The 15,200-nt window shown below is 71.4% G+C and carries 9 protein-coding genes, 1 rRNA gene and 2 pseudogenes; 5 read left to right on the forward strand and 7 right to left on the reverse strand.

Annotated features, from left to right (window positions below):
- Positions 1-85 (reverse strand): 16S ribosomal RNA (locus tag AB0I10_RS28860); the annotation flags it as partial.
- Between the two features lie 618 nt (positions 86-703).
- Here AB0I10_RS28860 and AB0I10_RS28865 point away from each other — a divergent pair.
- Both AB0I10_RS28865 and ptsP read left to right on the forward strand, forming a co-directional pair.
- Positions 704-1,153, forward strand: coding sequence for a PTS glucose transporter subunit IIA (locus tag AB0I10_RS28865; protein ID WP_363155580.1), 450 nt, complete (start codon positions 704-706; stop codon positions 1,151-1,153).
- 77 nt (positions 1,154-1,230) lie between these two features.
- A complete protein-coding gene (gene ptsP / locus AB0I10_RS28870; protein WP_363155581.1) occupies positions 1,231-2,901 on the forward strand; it encodes a phosphoenolpyruvate--protein phosphotransferase in 1,671 nt (556 codons plus the stop codon).
- Between the two features lie 93 nt (positions 2,902-2,994).
- Here the strand turns inward: ptsP and AB0I10_RS28875 are convergent, their stop codons facing one another.
- Positions 2,995-3,999 (reverse strand): hypothetical protein, encoded by a 1,005-nt coding sequence (locus AB0I10_RS28875; RefSeq protein WP_363155582.1) that lies wholly within the window; start codon positions 3,997-3,999, stop codon positions 2,995-2,997.
- Between the two features lie 83 nt (positions 4,000-4,082).
- Entirely contained in the window at positions 4,083-6,113 is a 2,031-nt protein-coding gene (locus tag AB0I10_RS28880; protein ID WP_363155607.1) for an acetoacetate--CoA ligase, read from the reverse strand.
- A gap of 317 nt (positions 6,114-6,430) precedes the next feature.
- Between AB0I10_RS28880 and AB0I10_RS28885 the strand changes: the two genes are divergently transcribed.
- Both AB0I10_RS28885 and AB0I10_RS28890 read left to right on the forward strand, forming a co-directional pair.
- Entirely contained in the window at positions 6,431-8,866 is a 2,436-nt protein-coding gene (locus AB0I10_RS28885; protein ID WP_363155583.1) for a glycoside hydrolase family 31 protein, read from the forward strand.
- A gap of 68 nt (positions 8,867-8,934) precedes the next feature.
- Positions 8,935-9,777 (forward strand): M15 family metallopeptidase, encoded by an 843-nt coding sequence (locus AB0I10_RS28890; protein ID WP_363155584.1) that lies wholly within the window; start codon positions 8,935-8,937, stop codon positions 9,775-9,777.
- Here AB0I10_RS28890 and AB0I10_RS28895 read toward each other — a convergent pair.
- The 4 genes and pseudogenes from AB0I10_RS28895 to AB0I10_RS28910 form a co-directional block, all read right to left on the reverse strand.
- Entirely contained in the window at positions 9,728-11,089 is a 1,362-nt protein-coding gene (locus AB0I10_RS28895) for an adenylosuccinate synthetase (RefSeq protein ID WP_363155585.1), read from the reverse strand. The genes AB0I10_RS28890 and AB0I10_RS28895 overlap by 50 nt on opposite strands.
- A 14-nt stretch (positions 11,090-11,103) precedes the next feature.
- Entirely contained in the window at positions 11,104-12,102 is a 999-nt protein-coding gene (locus AB0I10_RS28900) for a hypothetical protein (protein WP_363155586.1), read from the reverse strand.
- Positions 12,103-12,170: 68 nt separating this feature from the next.
- Complete coding sequence (locus AB0I10_RS28905) at positions 12,171-13,253, reverse strand: molecular chaperone DnaJ (RefSeq protein WP_363155587.1); 1,083 nt, start codon at positions 13,251-13,253, stop codon at positions 12,171-12,173.
- 593 nt (positions 13,254-13,846) lie between these two features.
- Positions 13,847-14,206 (reverse strand): annotated as a pseudogene (locus AB0I10_RS28910) (NUDIX domain-containing protein); the annotation flags it as partial.
- Positions 14,207-14,628: 422 nt separating this feature from the next.
- Between AB0I10_RS28910 and AB0I10_RS28915 the strand changes: the two are divergent.
- A pseudogene (locus AB0I10_RS28915) lies at positions 14,629-15,060 on the forward strand (zinc ribbon domain-containing protein); the annotation flags it as partial.
- Positions 15,061-15,200: the final 140 nt, after the last annotated feature.

The raw sequence follows: 15,200 nt of genomic DNA on the forward strand, positions 1-15,200 counted from the left end.
GGCCGAAACCGGTTCATCGTTCGACTTGCATGTGTTAAGCACGCCGCCAGCGTTCGTCCTGAGCCAGGATCAAACTCTCCGTGAATGTTTACCGGGCGGGTTTAATTAAACACTGCCGGTTTACACTCGCGTTGAGCGGAACCACCGGACGGAATGAGTCCAGTGGTTCACAGCGTCCTCGCTGTGTATTGCCTACCGACACATCGTGACGGTAGGACTTTCAAAGGAACCTCATCTCCCGGATGTTTCCGGTAGACGGGGTATCAACATATCTGGCGTTGACTTTTGGCACGCTGTTGAGTTCTCAAGGAACGGACGCTTCCTTTGGATTCCCTACTCGGGTTTCCTCCGGGCGCTTCCCTTCGGTGTTTCACACTCTATCAGGGCTTTTCGGGGCTTTCGAACCGCTGCCTTTCTGCAGACATGCAGAAGCGCACAATTCGAGAATCTCGATGAAGACTCTGAGGAGTGCCGCCCACCACGACCGGGCCGCAGTTTGCTGCGGCCTGTCTCTCTGGGGCAGGTCTAGGACACTACAGGCCTGCCGGGGGCGAGGCAAATCGATTCGGCGCGGCGCGGGATCTTCGACCGGCGTCTCTCATGCGGAACCGTCAGTTCTAATGACTTACGCTTCTGAACGGTGCGCCGTCCAGGACAGGTAGTGACGGCGGCCTGATGAATCTCCACCCCTGGGAGGCTTCCCATGACCACCGTGACGTCCCCGATTGCAGGACGCGCCATCGGACTCGCGGCTGTGCCCGATCCGGTGTTCTCCGGAGCGATGGTGGGTCCCGGTACCGCCATCGACCCCGTTCGTGAGCCGTCCGAGGCCGTTGCGCCTGTGGACGGCGTTGTCGTATCGCTTCACCCGCACGCGTTCGTCGTTGTCGACGGTGAAGGGCACGGCGTGCTCACCCACCTCGGTATCGACACCGTTCAGCTCAATGGCGAGGGCTTCGAGCTGCTCGTCAACAAGGGCGACACCGTTCAGCGCGGCCAGGCCATCGTGCGCTGGAACCCGGCGGCGGTAGAAGAGGCCGGTAAGTCGGCGGTGTGCCCGATCGTCGCGCTGGAGGCCACGGCGGACTCGCTGGGCGATCTGCGCGAGGACGGCGACGTGAAGTCGGGCGACTCGCTCTTCTCCTGGCGGTAGCCGGGTGCCGTCCCCGACGGCAGGTACGACATCCACCGCGGCGGCACGGACCGTCGCATCAACCGGAGACGGGTGAAATGGAGACAACGCTGCGAGGCGTCGGCGTGAGCCACGGTGTGGCCATAGGCGAGGTGCGGCACATGGGCACGGCGGTTCTGGAACCGCCGGCCAAGCAGATTCCGGCGGATGAGGCGGAGCGCGAACAGGGGCGTGCCCGTCAGGCCGTGGAAGCTGTGGCTGCCGACCTGATCGCGCGGGGCAATCTGGCGGGCGGCGAGGCGCAGGCCGTGCTTGAGGCGCAGGCCATGATGGCTCAGGATCCCGAGCTGATGGCTGACGTCGAGCGTCGGATCGCGGTCGGCAGCACCGCCGAGCGCGGTGTGTATGACGCGTTCGCCGCCTATCGGGCGCTGCTGGCGGGTGCCGGTGAGTATCTCGCCGGGCGGGTCGCCGACCTCGATGATGTGCGGAATCGTATCGTCGCCCGGCTGTTGGGCGTGCCGATGCCGGGTGTGCCGGACAGCGACGAGCCGTATGTGCTGATCGCGCGGGATCTGGCGCCGGCCGACACGGCGCTGCTCGACCCGGCGCTGGTGCTCGGGTTTGTGACCGAGGAGGGCGGGCCGACCAGCCACAGCGCGATTCTCGCGCGGGCGCTGGGTGTGCCGGCCGTGGTCGCGCTGCCGGGTGCGGGTGAGCTGGTCGAGGGCACGGTGATCGCCGTCGACGGCAGCACCGGTGAGGTCTTTGTCGACCCGAGTGCCGAGAAGCGGGCGGCATTGGAGCAGGCCGCGGCGGAGCGGAAGGCGGCGCTCGCCTCGTCGTCCGGTCCGGGTGCCACCTCCGACGGGCACAAGGTGCCGCTGCTGGCGAACGTCGGCGGTCCGGCGGATGTGCCGGCCGCGGTCGAGGCCGGCGCGGAGGGGGTCGGTCTGTTCCGGACCGAGTTCCTGTTCCTGGACGACAGCCAGAAGGCGCCGTCCGAGGAGAAGCAGGTCGAGGCGTACCGGAAGGTGCTTGAGGCCTTTCCCGAGGGCCGAGTTGTCGTACGGGTGCTCGATGCCGGTGCGGACAAGCCGCTGGACTTCCTGACGCCGGGCGATGAGCCGAACCCGGCGCTGGGTGTGCGGGGTCTGCGGACGCTGCTCGACCACCCCGATGTGCTGCGGACGCAGCTCACGGCGCTGGCCAAGGCTGCCGAGGGGCTGCCGGTCTACCTTGAGGTCATGGCCCCGATGGTGGCGGACCGGATCGACGCGAAGGCGTTCGCGGACGCGTGCCGGGATGCCGGGCTGCGGGCGAAGTTCGGCGCGATGGTGGAGATTCCGTCCGCCGCACTGCGGGCTCGTTCGATCCTGCAGGAGGTGGAGTTCCTTTCGCTGGGGACGAATGACCTGGCGCAGTACACCTTTGCCGCCGACCGTCAGGTGGGTGCGGTGTCGCGGTTGCAGGATCCGTGGCAGCCGGCGCTGCTGGACCTCGTGGCGGCTTCGGCCGAGGCCGCGAAGGCCGAGGGCAAGAGCTGTGGTGTGTGTGGTGAGGCGGCCTCCGATCCGCTGTTGGCGTGTGTGCTGACGGGGCTCGGTGTCACCAGCCTTTCGATGGGTGCGGCGTCGATTCCGTATGTGCGGGCGACGCTGGCCAAGCACACGCTGGCGCAGTGTGAGCGTGCGGCGGCCGCGGCGCGTGCCGCCGACACCGCCGACGATGCGCGGGCCGCCGCGCAGGCGGTGCTCTCCGGGGAGTGATCCCGCGCGGCGTGTGCGTCGCAGGAGACTTGATGGCCGTCCCGCCCTTGTGGCGGGGCGGCCATTTGCCGTAGGGGGGTGAGGGGCGGCTCGTCAGCGGTGCCGGTGTCCGGCCGGCGGGGGTGTGAGGGTGAGTCCTGGGGCGTAGTCGACGCCGTGCTCGGGTGGGATGGGCTCGCCGGTGTCGGCGTCGGTGCAGTAGGCGGTGAAGACCTCGGCCGCGGTGAGCGGGCGGAGCCAGGAGTCCCGCAGGGACCAGCCTCGGACGGTGTCGTGAGCGGTGCCCCGGGTTTCGGCGGTGGCGGGGGTCTCATCGGTGGCTCCGGTAGTGGTGCGGGAGACGATGCCGCCCGGGGTGCGGAGCGCGAAGCCGACGGCGAGGACCGTGCAGAAGACCAGGGTCTCGGATTCGAAGAGCTGGGGCCGGTCGCCGTCGCCTGCCGTGGCGTGCAGTACCGCCAGGAGGGACTGCTCCCCCGCCGGGATACTGCAGACGAGGTGGTGGGTGCCGTCCCCGAGGGCTGTGAGGAGTTGTCGCAGTGCCTGCGTGGCACGGGCGAAGGCGGCGTGGGCGAGGTCCTCGCCGCAGTCCGGGCAGCTGCCGGCGCGGGCCAGGAGCGCGGAGGCCTGGTCCCAAGTCGCCTGGCGGTCGGCTTCTTTGACGAGTAACGGCAGCAGCTCGGCGAGCGGCTCGCCGGCATACGGCAATGTCGCGCCGGTGCAGGCGAGTTCGGCGGTGTAGCGCGTGCGGCTGCCGGGGTGGTCGGGGTCGAGTCCGAGATCCGCGCAGTATTCCTCGTAGGCGACCGGGTCGAAGAGGCTGAGGGTGGTGAGTACGCCCTGGGAGGCGAGGGTGCGCAGCACGGTCTCCATCTGCTGGAGGTAGCCGGCATGGTCGTCGAACGGGAAGGTGCGGTAGCGGCGCATGGCCGCGAAGTCCCGCTCGTCGGCCAGGACGGCGGCGGTGCTGGGGACTTCGCGGCGCAGTTTGCGACGGACAGCGACGGACTGATGGGTCTGCCGGGCTGGGCGTTTCGCCCCGTGCCGCGATGCGTTCCGCGACGTGCTTCGGGATGTGTTCCGGGATGTGGATGTCATGACTCCCCCTGGTCCGCCTCAGTGAGGTGCGGTGCTCGAACATCACTTGTCACTGAGAGTAATCGAGGGGTCTGACAACCGCCCTACTTCGCTCGGTCGCGGGCGATGCGCTCGTAGAAGCGGAGAAGTTCGAGGTTGTCGACGGAGCCGGGGTTGACGGCCTTTTCGAGGGGCGTGCCCTGGAGGAGGCGTTTGACGGGGACTTCGATGCGCTTGCCGGTGAGGGTGTGCGGCACGCCTGGGGCTTCGATGATGTCGTCGGGGACGTGGCGGGGGGAGAGCTGTTCGCGGATGGTGTGTTTGATGCGGGTGCGCAGGGCGTCGTCGAGGGTGGCGCCGGGGGTGAGGTGGACGAAGAGCGGCATCCAGTAGCCGCCGTCGGGGAGTTCGAGGCCGATGACCAGGGATTCGCGGATCTCGGGGAGGCGCTCGACGGCTTCGTAGATGTCCGCCGAACCCATGCGGACGCCCTGGCGGTTGAGGGTGGAGTCGGAACGGCCGTGGATGACGACCGAGCCGCGGGAGGTGAGCGTGATCCAGTCGCCGTGCCGCCAGACGCCGGGGTACATGTCGAAGTAGCTGTCGTGGTAGCGGCTGCCGTCGGGGTCGTTCCAGAAGCGGATGGGCATGGACGGCATGGGGTTGGTGACGACGAGTTCGCCGACCTCGTCGGTGAGGGGTTCGCCCTGGGGGTCCCAGGACTGGAGGTCGGTGCCGAGGCAGGGCGCCTGGAGTTCGCCGATGTGGACGGGGAGGGTGGGCACGGCGCCGGCGAAGCAGCTGCAGACGTCGGTGCCGCCGCTGACGGAGGCCATCCACAGGTCGGCGCCGCTCTCCGCGAAGGAGTCGTGCAGCCAGCGGAAACCGTCGGGCGGGAGCGGGGACCCGGTGGTGGCGACGCAGGTGATGGCAGAGAGGTCGAGGTCACGGGCGGGGTGGATGCCGGCTTTGCGGCAGGCCATGACGTATGCCGCGGACGTGCCGTAGACGGTGGCGCGGGTGCTTTCGGCGACCCGCCACTGGGCGGCGACGTCGGGGTGGCCGGGGCTGCCGTCGTAGAGCACGATCGTGGCGCCCACCAGGAGGCCGCCGACGAGGAAGTTCCACATCATCCAGCCGGTCGAGGTGTACCAGAAGAACCGGTCGTCGGGGCCGAGGTCGCAGTGCAGGCCGGTCTGCTTGAGGTGTTCGAGCAGGATGCCGCCCTGGGACTGGACGATGGCCTTGGGCAGGCCGGTGGTACCGGAGGAGTACAGGACCCACAGCGGGTGGTCGAACGGGACCTGTTCAAAGACCGGTTCGGTGTCCTTCGAGGTCAGGTCCGACCAGTTCAGGGCGCCTTCAGGGGCGAGGGTGCCAAGGAGGGGGATGTGGATGACGGCCTGGAGGGTGGGGAGTTCGCGGCGGAGCTCGGCGACGGTGTCGCGCCGGTCGTGTTCCTTGCCGCCGTAGCGGTAGCCGTCGACGGTGAACAGGACGACCGGTTCGATCTGCTGGAAGCGGTCCAGCACGCTGCGGGCGCCGAAGTCAGGGGCGCAGGAGGTCCAGACGCCGCCGACCGCGGCGGTGGCAAGGAGGGCGACGACGGCCTGCGGGATGTTGGGGACATAGCCGCTTACGCAGTCGCCGGGGCGGACGCCGAGGCGGCGGAGCTCTGCGGCCAGCGAACCGACCTGGGTGCGCAGCTCCGTCCAGGTGACCGGGGTGGGCTCGTGGGTCTCGTCGACGTACAGCAGTGCCGGGGTGTCGGCGCGGTCCGGGTCCTCGGCGGCGCGCAGGGCGTGCTCGGCGTAGTTGAGGGTGGCGCCGGGGAACCACCGCGCGCCGGGCATCGTTCTGTCGGCAAGGACGGTTTCGTACGGAGAAGAGAAGCGGACGTCGAACCACTCGGCGGTGGCCTGCCAGAAGACGGCGAGTTCGTCGACGGACCAGCGGTGCAGGGCGGCGTAGCTCGCGGCCGGGTCGCCGGGGGTGGGGGCGGGTGCCCCGTGGTGTTCGGCGGCCCAGGTGTGGAAGCGGGTGACCTGTGCACGGGCGATGCGGTCCGGGCCGGGCTGCCAGAGGGGTTCCGGCTGCGGTTCCGGCTGGGGGGCGGACTGCGGTGCGGTGGTCATCATGCGGCTCCCGGGCGGTACGCGTCGTCTGCGTCGGACGCGCACGGCGTTGGGGGTCTCCCGGGGCGTGCGCGCATGACACGGCTTGCCAGGACGATGCCATGTGATCGACTTGTGCACCAGAGTGGGCCCCCCACATTCGGGGGGTGATGGAAAGGGTGGCGGGCACGGGACGGGTGCCGGTTCCGGGTGGTGGGGCGGTTTCGGCCATCGGGCGGCGATCCGCTGGCCGGAAGGTGGCCGAGCGTGACCCCTCGCAGGTGAACGGCAGTTGAACGGCGCCCGCACCCAGGGGCGTCGATGGCAGGCTGACCGGCATGGACGGGCATGATCTGGTGCGGTCGGTACGGGTGGTCAAGGCGGTCGGGCCGGCGCAGGGGCTGCGGTCCGTGCGTACGGCGTGGCGCCGGCGGAGAGCGGATGCGCGGGCGCTGCCGCGGCGGGTCGCGGAGCGGGCACGGGTGCCGGGAGTCGCGCGCGACGCAGAGTCGCAGCCCGGCGGCGGGCTGATCCACTTCGCACGGTCGTCGCTGCGGGTGCGGGTCGCGTCGGGCGGCGCGGTGTTCTGCGGCTGGGACGGCGCCGGGCCGGAGCCCTCCTACGCGATGGCCGGGCCGTGTCCCGAGGTGGACACGCGGGCCGTACTGGAGCCGGACACGGAGGGCGGCTGGCGGGTCGTCTCCGAGCGGGTGATGGTGGCGGTGTCCCGGCACGGCGCGGTCGAGGTGCGGACGCCCGGCGGTGTGCTGCTGCGGCGGGAGCTGCCGCCGCGCTGGTGGGACCGTACGGACGACCACGCGAAGGGCCGCGCGGACGACCGTACGGATGACGGCGAGGACGAGCGGGAGCGCACCGCGAGCCCCGACTCCCGGTGGGTGCAGCGCTCGGAGGTGGCGGCCGACGCGCGGTTCTTCGGGCTGGGCGGCCGGGCGCACGGGCCGCGGCTGCGGGACGGTTCGTACCGGCTGTGGAACACCGATCCGGGCGGCGCGTTCGAGCCGGGCGACGATCCGCTGTCGCTGACGATGCCGGTGCAGATGGTGGTCGCGGACGCCGGGACGCATCTGGTCTTCCACGACAACTCCTGGGACGGCCGGGTGGTGCTGCGTGAGGGCGCGGAGGGCGCGGGCTCCGGGCACGACCGGCCGGGCACCTGTGAGCTGCGGATGGACGGCGGGCCGCTGCGCTACTGGGTGCTGGCCGGCACCCCGGCCCGGGTGCTGCTCGGCTGGACCGCGCTGACCGGCGCGCCCGCGCTGCCGCCCCAGTGGGCGCTGGGACATCAGCACGCCCGCTGGGGGTTCGGCGACGAGGCCGAAGTGCGCCGGGTGGTCGCCGGCTACAAGGAGCATGAACTTCCGCTGTCCGCCGTCCATTTGGACATCGATCATTACGACGGGCACCGGGTCTTCACCGTCGACCGGCAGCGCTTTCCGGATCTGCCGGGGCTGGCCGGGGAACTGCGTGACGAGGGCGTGCGTCTGGTGTCGATCGTGGATCCGGCGGTGAAGGCGGAGCCGGGCGATCAGGTGTACGACGGTGGGGCGGCGGCCGATGCCTTCGTACGGGACGCGCGGGGGCGGGAAGTGCGCGGTGTGGTGTGGCCGGGTGAGTCGGTGTTCCCGGATTTCACCGACGCGCGGGTGCGCAAGTGGTGGGGCGGCCTGTACGCGGAGCGGCTGGCGCAGGGGTTCGCCGGGGTCTGGCACGACATGAACGAGCCGGTCTCGTTCGCGCCGTTCGGGGAGTCGACGCTGCCGCGCTCGGCCCGGCACGCGCTGGAGGGCCGGGGCGGTGACCACCGGGAGGCGCACAACGTCTACGGGCTGGCGATGGCGCGGGCGGGCTATGAGGGGCTGTGCGAGCTGCGGCCCGGCGAGCGGCCGTTCCTGTTCTCGCGGTCGGGCTGGGCGGGGCTGCAGCGGTACGGGGGGACCTGGTCCGGGGATGTGGCGACGGGCTGGCCGGGCCTGCGGGCGTCGCTGTCGCTGGTGCTGGGTCTGGGGCTGTGCGGGGTGCCGTACAGCGGTCCCGATGTGGGCGGGTTCTCCGCGGTGCCGTCCCGGGAGCTGTATGTGCGCTGGTTCCAACTGGGCGCGTATCTGCCGCTGTTCCGTACGCATTCGGCGATCTGGGCGGGGCGGCGGGAGCCGTGGGAGTTCGGGCCCGAGGTGCTGGCGCATGCCCGTACGGCGCTGCGCGAGCGCGAACGGCTGCTGCCGTATTTCGGCACGCTGGGGCAGCTGGCGCGGCTGACGGGCGCTCCGTACGTCCGGCCGGTGTGGTGGAGTGCGCCGCGGGACCGGGCGCTGCGGGACTGCGAGGACGCCTTCCTGCTGGGGGACGCGCTGCTGGTGGCGCCGGTGCTGGAGGCGGGTGTGACGCGGCGGGCGGTGCGGCTGCCGCGCGGGCGGTGGTACGACACCGCGACCGGGCGGGCGTACGACGGTCCCGGGCAGGTGCTGGTGGATGCGCCGCTGTCGCGGATTCCGGTGCTGGCGCGGGCGGGTGCGGTGCTACCGGTGGCGGGCGCGGACGGCGGGACGGAGCTGGAGGTGTGGGCGCCGGTTGCCGGGCGCGGGGGCAGCGGTCTGGTGGTGCCGGATGCCGGGGACGGCTGGCAGCGGCCGAGCGTGGAGCGGTTCGCCTCGCGGCTGGAGGACGGCCGGGTGGTCGTGGAGCGGCGGGACGGGGGCGCGGTGGGGTATCCGGTGCGGGTGCGGGGGTTGGCGGAAGGGACGGCGGCAGGCTGAGGGGCCGGACGGGCGGCGGCCCCACGGCGGTCTTCCCCTGGTGCGGCCCCGACTGGTAGACGAAGGCCATGCCAAGACTCGCTGCCGCGCTGCGCGGCCTCGCCGTCGCTGCCGCCGCCCTGATGACCGTCACCGCGCTGCCGCCGAGCGCGGTGGCGGGGACCGTTCAGCAGCGCCCGTCCCTTGCACTGAAGGACCTTAAGGGCCTCAAGAGCCTCAAGGGCCCCGAGCTCCCCGAGGAATTCGTGGCGCTGCGCGATGTGGATCGCACGATCATCCAGGAGATGCGCTATTTCACGCCGCACAACTTCGTGGGCGTACCGGTGGACGGCTATCGCAAGCCGAAGTGCCTGCTGACGCGGGATGCCGCTCAGGCCCTGCACCGTGCCCAACTCTCCTTTCTGAAGCGGGGCTTCACGCTCAAGGTGTACGACTGCTACCGGCCGCAGCGCGCCGTGGACCACTTCGTCCGGTGGGCCGAGGACCTCGACGACGAGCGGATGAAGGCCGAGTTCTATCCGCGGGTGGAAAAGTCGAAGCTGTTCGACGACGGCTATATCGCCGCCAAGTCCGGCCACAGCAGGGGCAGTACGCTCGATGTGACGCTGGTGCGGCTGCCGGCTCTGCCGACCCGCCCGTATGTTCCGGGCGAGCCGCTGACACGTTGCTACGGGCCGAGGGCCGAGCGTTTCCCGGATAACTCTCTTGATATGGGGACCGGTTTTGACTGCTTCGACACCCTCGCGCATACCCTCGATCCACGTATTCACGGGCGGCAGTTGAAGAACCGGCTGCTGCTCAAGAACGGACTGGAACGGGCCGGATTCGTGAATCTCCCGGAAGAGTGGTGGCACTACACCTTCAAGCCGGAGACTTTTCCGGATACGTATTTCGACTTCCCCGTTCAGTGACCTTTTCGGGCGCAGTGACTTTGTCGGGCATCGTGACTTTGTCGGGCATCGTGACCTTGTCGGCCGCGGTGGGCCCGTACGACTCCATGAAGACCGGGGCCTTCAGCGCCTGTGCGATGGCGTCGCTCCAGGCGCGCGGGTCCGCGCCCGGGGACTGCCAGCGGGCGGGGCGGGCGGTCAACAGGCGTTCGGTGAGGCGCTGTTGGCGGGTCAGGTCGCCGGGCGGGGCGGTGGGGATGCGGTCCAGGAGGCCTTCGGGCGTGCGGTAGGCGCGGGCCATACGCAGGGTGCCGCCGTGGCGGGCCGGGGCATCGAGGTGGGTTACGGCGAGGGCGTCCACTCCCCCGCAGACTTCGACCGCGTAGGCGTGCGCCACAGCGTCGAAGTGGCCCGTGCGGAAGGCTCCTTGCCAGGGGCCGTGGCCGTTGTGGGGCTCGGGAAGCGAGCGCAGCAGCGACGGGTCCTCGGTGACCAGCGGGCCCGGGCCGTGCCGGGTGGTGTAGGTCCGTACGACGCCCAGCCGCCGGGCCGCGCGCGGCTGTCCGGCCTCGGCGAGCAGCTCCTCGGCGCCGGCGAAGGTGGTCGTCGACCAGGTCGTATAGGGGTGGAAGCCGTGCCACTCGTCGAGGAGCACGCCCTGGGCGCCCTCGAAGACGACCGGGCCGGTGCGCAGCAGCCGCGCCAGGTGGTTGCCGTCGACGAGCCGTACATGGTCGGCGAACGCGGCGAAGGCGTCGAGGCAGTCGTCGACGGGCGGGGCGTCGAGCGGGCCGAGTTCCTCGGTCAACCGGTCGCGGAGCAGGGTGAGTTTGCGGCGCAGCGCCGTACGGGAGGTGCAGTCGCCCGCGGTGGGCGCGTCGGCCGGGTGGGCCAGGGCGTAGGCGGCGGTTTCGCCGATGCCCATGCCGCAGGAGCCGTGCCGGGTGGTGCCGCGGGCGCGCTCGCGGGCCCGGTTGGCGGCCGCGTGGTACGGGGTGGTGAGCCGGGCGCGGCGGTCGACGGTCAGGAGCGCGAGCGGGTCGGGGACGGTGCGGGAGGCGAGGTGGTGGGCCTCGGCGGCGAGCGCGAGGGGGTCCACCAGCATCAGGTGGGAGAGGTGGGTGGGGACGCCGCTGAAGGTGCCGGAGCCGAACTGGGCGAAGGTGTGGTGGCGGCCGTCGGTGGTGACGACGTTGTGGGCGGCCTGGGCGCCGCCGTTGAAGCGGACCACCGCCGTGACCGGCGCCGCGCCCGGTTGGGGGACGCAGAGCCGGTCGACGACGGTGCCCTTGCCGGCGTCGCCGTAGCCGAGGTCGACGACGATGGTGTGCATCGAAGATCCTCGGGTCACAGGCGAGTGGTGCCGTTCGCACCCGCGTCGGCGGCGGTGTCGATCAGTGGCACCGAGGACTGTGCGACGGTGCCGCGGCCCCGGCTGAGGGTGGCCAGCGCCTTGCCGACGGCGTCACCCGCGTCGGAGCCGATGTCGGCGAGGTCGTCGAGTCCCGCGGCGAGGTCGATGGCTTCCTCTCCGAGGCCGATGGTCAGCGCGATGGTCTCGCAGACGGCGGCGAGGTCGTCGAGTTCGATGACGTTCTGGCCGAGCAGCTTGCGCCAGGTACCCAAGACGGCCGTGTTGCCGACATGGGCCGCACCGGCCGGGACGATGAAGTAGACGTCGAACTTCTGCCGTACCTCGGCGAGGATCGTGGCGACGGGGATGTCGTCGTGGACGTCGTCGCCGAAGACCGCGCGGATCTCGCGGGCCTTGACCTTGCCGTACGGCATCTCGTCACCGATGAGGAAGAGATAGCCGCGGCGGCCGCGCTTCTCGTGGCAGTCGAGGCTGGTGTGGCGTGCCATCGCGTACAGGGCGAGCTCGTACGACTCGGTCATCTGGCCGCCGCCTCCGCCCTCCAGGAGGATGTTGCCGAGGTCGTCGTCCATGCGGTTGTCGGACTCGAACTGGCCCAGCTGGAGCGGGACCCGGTCACAGGTTGCGTCGCCGACGGCGCCGAAGAGGATCTGCGGGTGCTCGACGTACCCCTTGCGCAGCAGTAGGCCGAACAGCTCGGGGAGCTTGGTCTGCAGGACGCGCGGCACGGACCGCATCGATCCGGTCACATCGAAGATGACCGAGACGGCCAGCGACGTGGGGTGTTCGTCCGAGTCTCGGCTCTCACGGGTCGACAGGCCCTTGGGGTCGAGCGAGGGGTGCGCCGTCCAGGTGTGACGCGGCGCCGTGGTGGTGACGCGGTCGCTGTAGTCGAAGGCGCTGGTGCCGGAGGCGGCGCGGTAACTCGCCGCGGCGCCGTAGACGTTGGTGGACCAGGTTCCGCTGCCCATGGTGAATCCCCCTGATTGGTTGAGTGGTTGCGTGCGTGAGTGGTGTACGGCGGGTGTGCGGCCGCGGCTTATGGGTGCCGCGCCGGCGCCGGCATCGTGAACGGGCGGAAGGTGCGCGGCCCGTAGAGGCGATCCAGGAGCGCGTCCAGCTCGGCCAGCAGCCGCCAGGCGTCGTGCGGGCGGTGGGCCTCGGCGGGCAGTGTGCAGCCGCGTAGAAACGCCCGCATCGGCTTGGGGGTGCGCTCCCCCATGAGGGCGCCCATGGTGCGGGACGCGAGGTGGATGTCGGTGGCCTCGGTTGCCGGGCGGCGGCCGGTGACCTCGGGCGGATAGCTGTCGCGGTGGCGTTCGACGAGGGCGGGCACGTGGTCGCCGACGGGGGTGCTGTAGCACCAGTCGACGAGGACGAGGCCGTGCTCCTCGGGGTGGATGAGGATGTGGTCGGGGAGGACGGCGCCGTGCACACGGCCCGCGCGGTGCGCCCAGCCGAGGGCGACCAGGAGCCTGCGCCACATCCAGGCGGCGTCGCGCGGGTCGAGTCCGTCCGGGTAGGCGGCCCGGACGTCGGTGAGGGTGTGGAAACCGTCGAGCGGGAGGAGGGCGTTGACGCGGCGTTCGGCGCCGGTGTCCGGATCGCGGTACCGGAAGGACTCCAGCAGGCGGGGCGCGTAGGCACGGTGGCGTGGCTCGCCGCGCCGCGCCAGGCGGCTCAGCGCCTCCGCCTCGCGTTCCAGAAGGTCGTTGTCGGTGACCGCGCGCGGGATCTTCAGCAGCACGGGGTGCCGGGTGCCGTCCCGCTCGTACGTGGCTTCGCGGAGTACGGCGAGGTCGCCGGTCGCCCGGGTCGCGCCGAGGGTGTAGGTGTGGCGGCGGGTGGTGAGGGTCGGGCGGGTGGCGTCGGTACGGCGCTGCCAGAGGGCTTCGAGGCGGGCGAAGTCGGCCTCGGCACGCGGGCGTTCGGCGGCTCCGACGGTGTCGGGGTGCAGCAGGCGGGCGAGTCGGCGGTAGACGCGGGCGGCTTCGGTGTCGTCGTCGGGGAATAGGTCGGCGGGCCGGCGGGCAGCGACCAGCGTGGCGCGCGCGGCGACGCGGTCGCGGAGCACCCCGCTCGCTGCGCGCTCCCCTCGGTCCCGGAGGTCCCCGTCTCTCATCGGACGCTCTCCTCACGGTCCGGGCGGAGCAGCGCCGGGTGCAGCAGGCGGGCATCGCCCGCGCGGTAGAGGCGGGCGCGCGGGCCGCCCCGCGCTCCCCCGCGCGCGGCGGTGGCGCCGGTGGATTCGACGAATCCGGGGACGGAGAGCACCTTGCGGTGGAAGTTCCCGGCGTGCAGCGGGCTGCCCCAGATGGATTCGTAGACGCCACGGAGTTCGACGATGGTGAATTCCTCGCCGAGGAAGGTCGTGGCCAGCGGGGTGTACTCGATCTTCGCGCGGGCGCGGTCGAGTCCGTCGGCGACGATCCGGGCGTGGTCGAAGGCCAGCAGGGCCCGCAGGGCCCCGGGGAGCGGGGCTCGCGCGGCCTCCAGGAGCGGGGCCCGCGTGGTGTCCGGGCCCGGCGCCGTGTGGTCTGCGGGCCGGGGCACGGAATCACCCCCGTCGATCCCGTGCCCCGGACCCTGCTCTGGGGGAAGCGGGCGGGCCGCGTCCGGTTCGGTGAACGTTTGGCGAGTGGGCGGGGCGGCCTCCCCCGTGGCCGCCTCTCCCGCACCGACCGCGGCCGCGGCGGCGCCCCAGGTACCGAGATCCAGATCGGCGACCGGGACCCAGGCCGCGGCCGAGGCATCGCCGCCGCCGCGCGCCTCGGGGAGGTCGGGGGCGAAAGCGAGATAGGCGACGGTGACGACGGGCATCCGCGGGTCGCGGCCGGGATCGCCGTACGAGCCGAGCTGTTCGAGGTGGACGCGCTCCAGCTGTGCGGCGTCCAGCCCGGTCTCTTCGGCCAGTTCGCGGGCCGCGGCCTCGTCCAGCGATTCCTGGCCGGCCCGGACGAAGCCGCCCGGCAGCGCCCAGGCGCCCTGGAAGGGCCGCCCGCCGCGCTCCACGAGCATGATGTGCAGGACTCCTTGACGCAGCGTCAGCACGACGATGTCGACGGTCACGGCGATGGCGGGGAAGTCACGCGGGTCGTAGGCCGCGAGGAACTCACTGTCGCCGCCGTCTGCCGCGGCGCCGCTCCCGCCGCTGTGCTCTCGTCCCGCATCCACAGCCCTCACCCCGTCCACCCTGTCATTCTCAAACTGAGTCTTTCTCTGAACGAGAACAACATAACACCGAGCACTGACAGCGTCCAGGTCGGCGCCTCCATGCGCAGGGACTGCCGTCCGGGATCCCCCCGGGGTTCCGCGTCGCGCGGTCGCGTGCCACACTTCTGACGCTCCGTCAGATCGGGTCGCATCTCTGCTCGCTCGCCGCTCGCTCGCCGCTCGCTCACCGATCACTGCTCGTCCGCCGCTCGGTTCGTTGCTCGGTTCGTTGCTCGGTTCGTTGCTCGGTTCGTTGCTCGGTTCGTTGTGGGGGAGGGGTCGTCGTGCCACGCACACGTAAGCCCGTGGTGCCGGGTTGGTTCGATCAGGACGCCGCGGATTTCCGGCTGCTGGGGACGGCGTGCCAGGCGTGCGGCGCGGTGTTCTTCCCGCGTGAGGACGCCTTCTGCCGTAACCCCGGCTGCGCGGGCGGCGAGTTGGTGGAGGTGCCGCTGTCCCGGCGCGGCAGGGTCTGGTCGTACACCGACGGGCGCTATCGCCCGCCCGCCCCGTACGTCTCCGATCCCGGCACCGAGTGGCGGCCGTACGCGCTGGTCGCGGTGGAGCTGGCGGCGGAGCGGATGGTGGTCCTCGGGCAGGCCGCGCCCGGTGTCGGCGTCGCGGAGCTGGCGGTCGGCTCGGAGGTGGAGCTGGTGCCGGGGGTCCTCAACGAGGACGCGGAGCACACGTGGACGACCTGGCAGTGGCGGCCGGTCGCGGCGGACGGTGCGGGCGGTACGGGCGAGCCAGCCGTGGCAGACCGTACGGCCGAGGCCGGCGTGACACCCGTGTCACTGGACCTGGCCACCCGTAGTGGTGCAGGTAACTGCGTCACTACACCCGCCCACCCCCCGAA

This window comes from Streptomyces sp. NPDC050636, from assembly GCF_040654775.1.
In the GTDB taxonomy this organism is placed as follows: domain Bacteria; phylum Actinomycetota; class Actinomycetes; order Streptomycetales; family Streptomycetaceae; genus Streptomyces.

Bases quoted from the DNA above. Each gene is read 5' to 3' on its own strand.
- AB0I10_RS28895 (WP_363155585.1), bottom strand. From the start codon at position 11,089: ATGCACACCATCGTCGTCGACCTCGGCTACGGCGACGCCGGCAAGGGC.
- ptsP (WP_363155581.1), top strand. From the start codon at position 1,231: ATGGAGACAACGCTGCGAGGCGTCGGCGTGAGCCACGGTGTGGCCATA.
- AB0I10_RS28885 (WP_363155583.1), top strand. From the start codon at position 6,431: ATGGACGGGCATGATCTGGTGCGGTCGGTACGGGTGGTCAAGGCGGTC.
- AB0I10_RS28890 (WP_363155584.1), top strand. From the start codon at position 8,935: ATGCCAAGACTCGCTGCCGCGCTGCGCGGCCTCGCCGTCGCTGCCGCC.
- AB0I10_RS28905 (WP_363155587.1), bottom strand. From the start codon at position 13,253: ATGAGAGACGGGGACCTCCGGGACCGAGGGGAGCGCGCAGCGAGCGGG.
- AB0I10_RS28880 (WP_363155607.1), bottom strand. From the start codon at position 6,113: ATGACCACCGCACCGCAGTCCGCCCCCCAGCCGGAACCGCAGCCGGAA.
- AB0I10_RS28865 (WP_363155580.1), top strand. From the start codon at position 704: ATGACCACCGTGACGTCCCCGATTGCAGGACGCGCCATCGGACTCGCG.
- AB0I10_RS28900 (WP_363155586.1), bottom strand. From the start codon at position 12,102: ATGGGCAGCGGAACCTGGTCCACCAACGTCTACGGCGCCGCGGCGAGT.
- AB0I10_RS28875 (WP_363155582.1), bottom strand. From the start codon at position 3,999: ATGACATCCACATCCCGGAACACATCCCGAAGCACGTCGCGGAACGCA.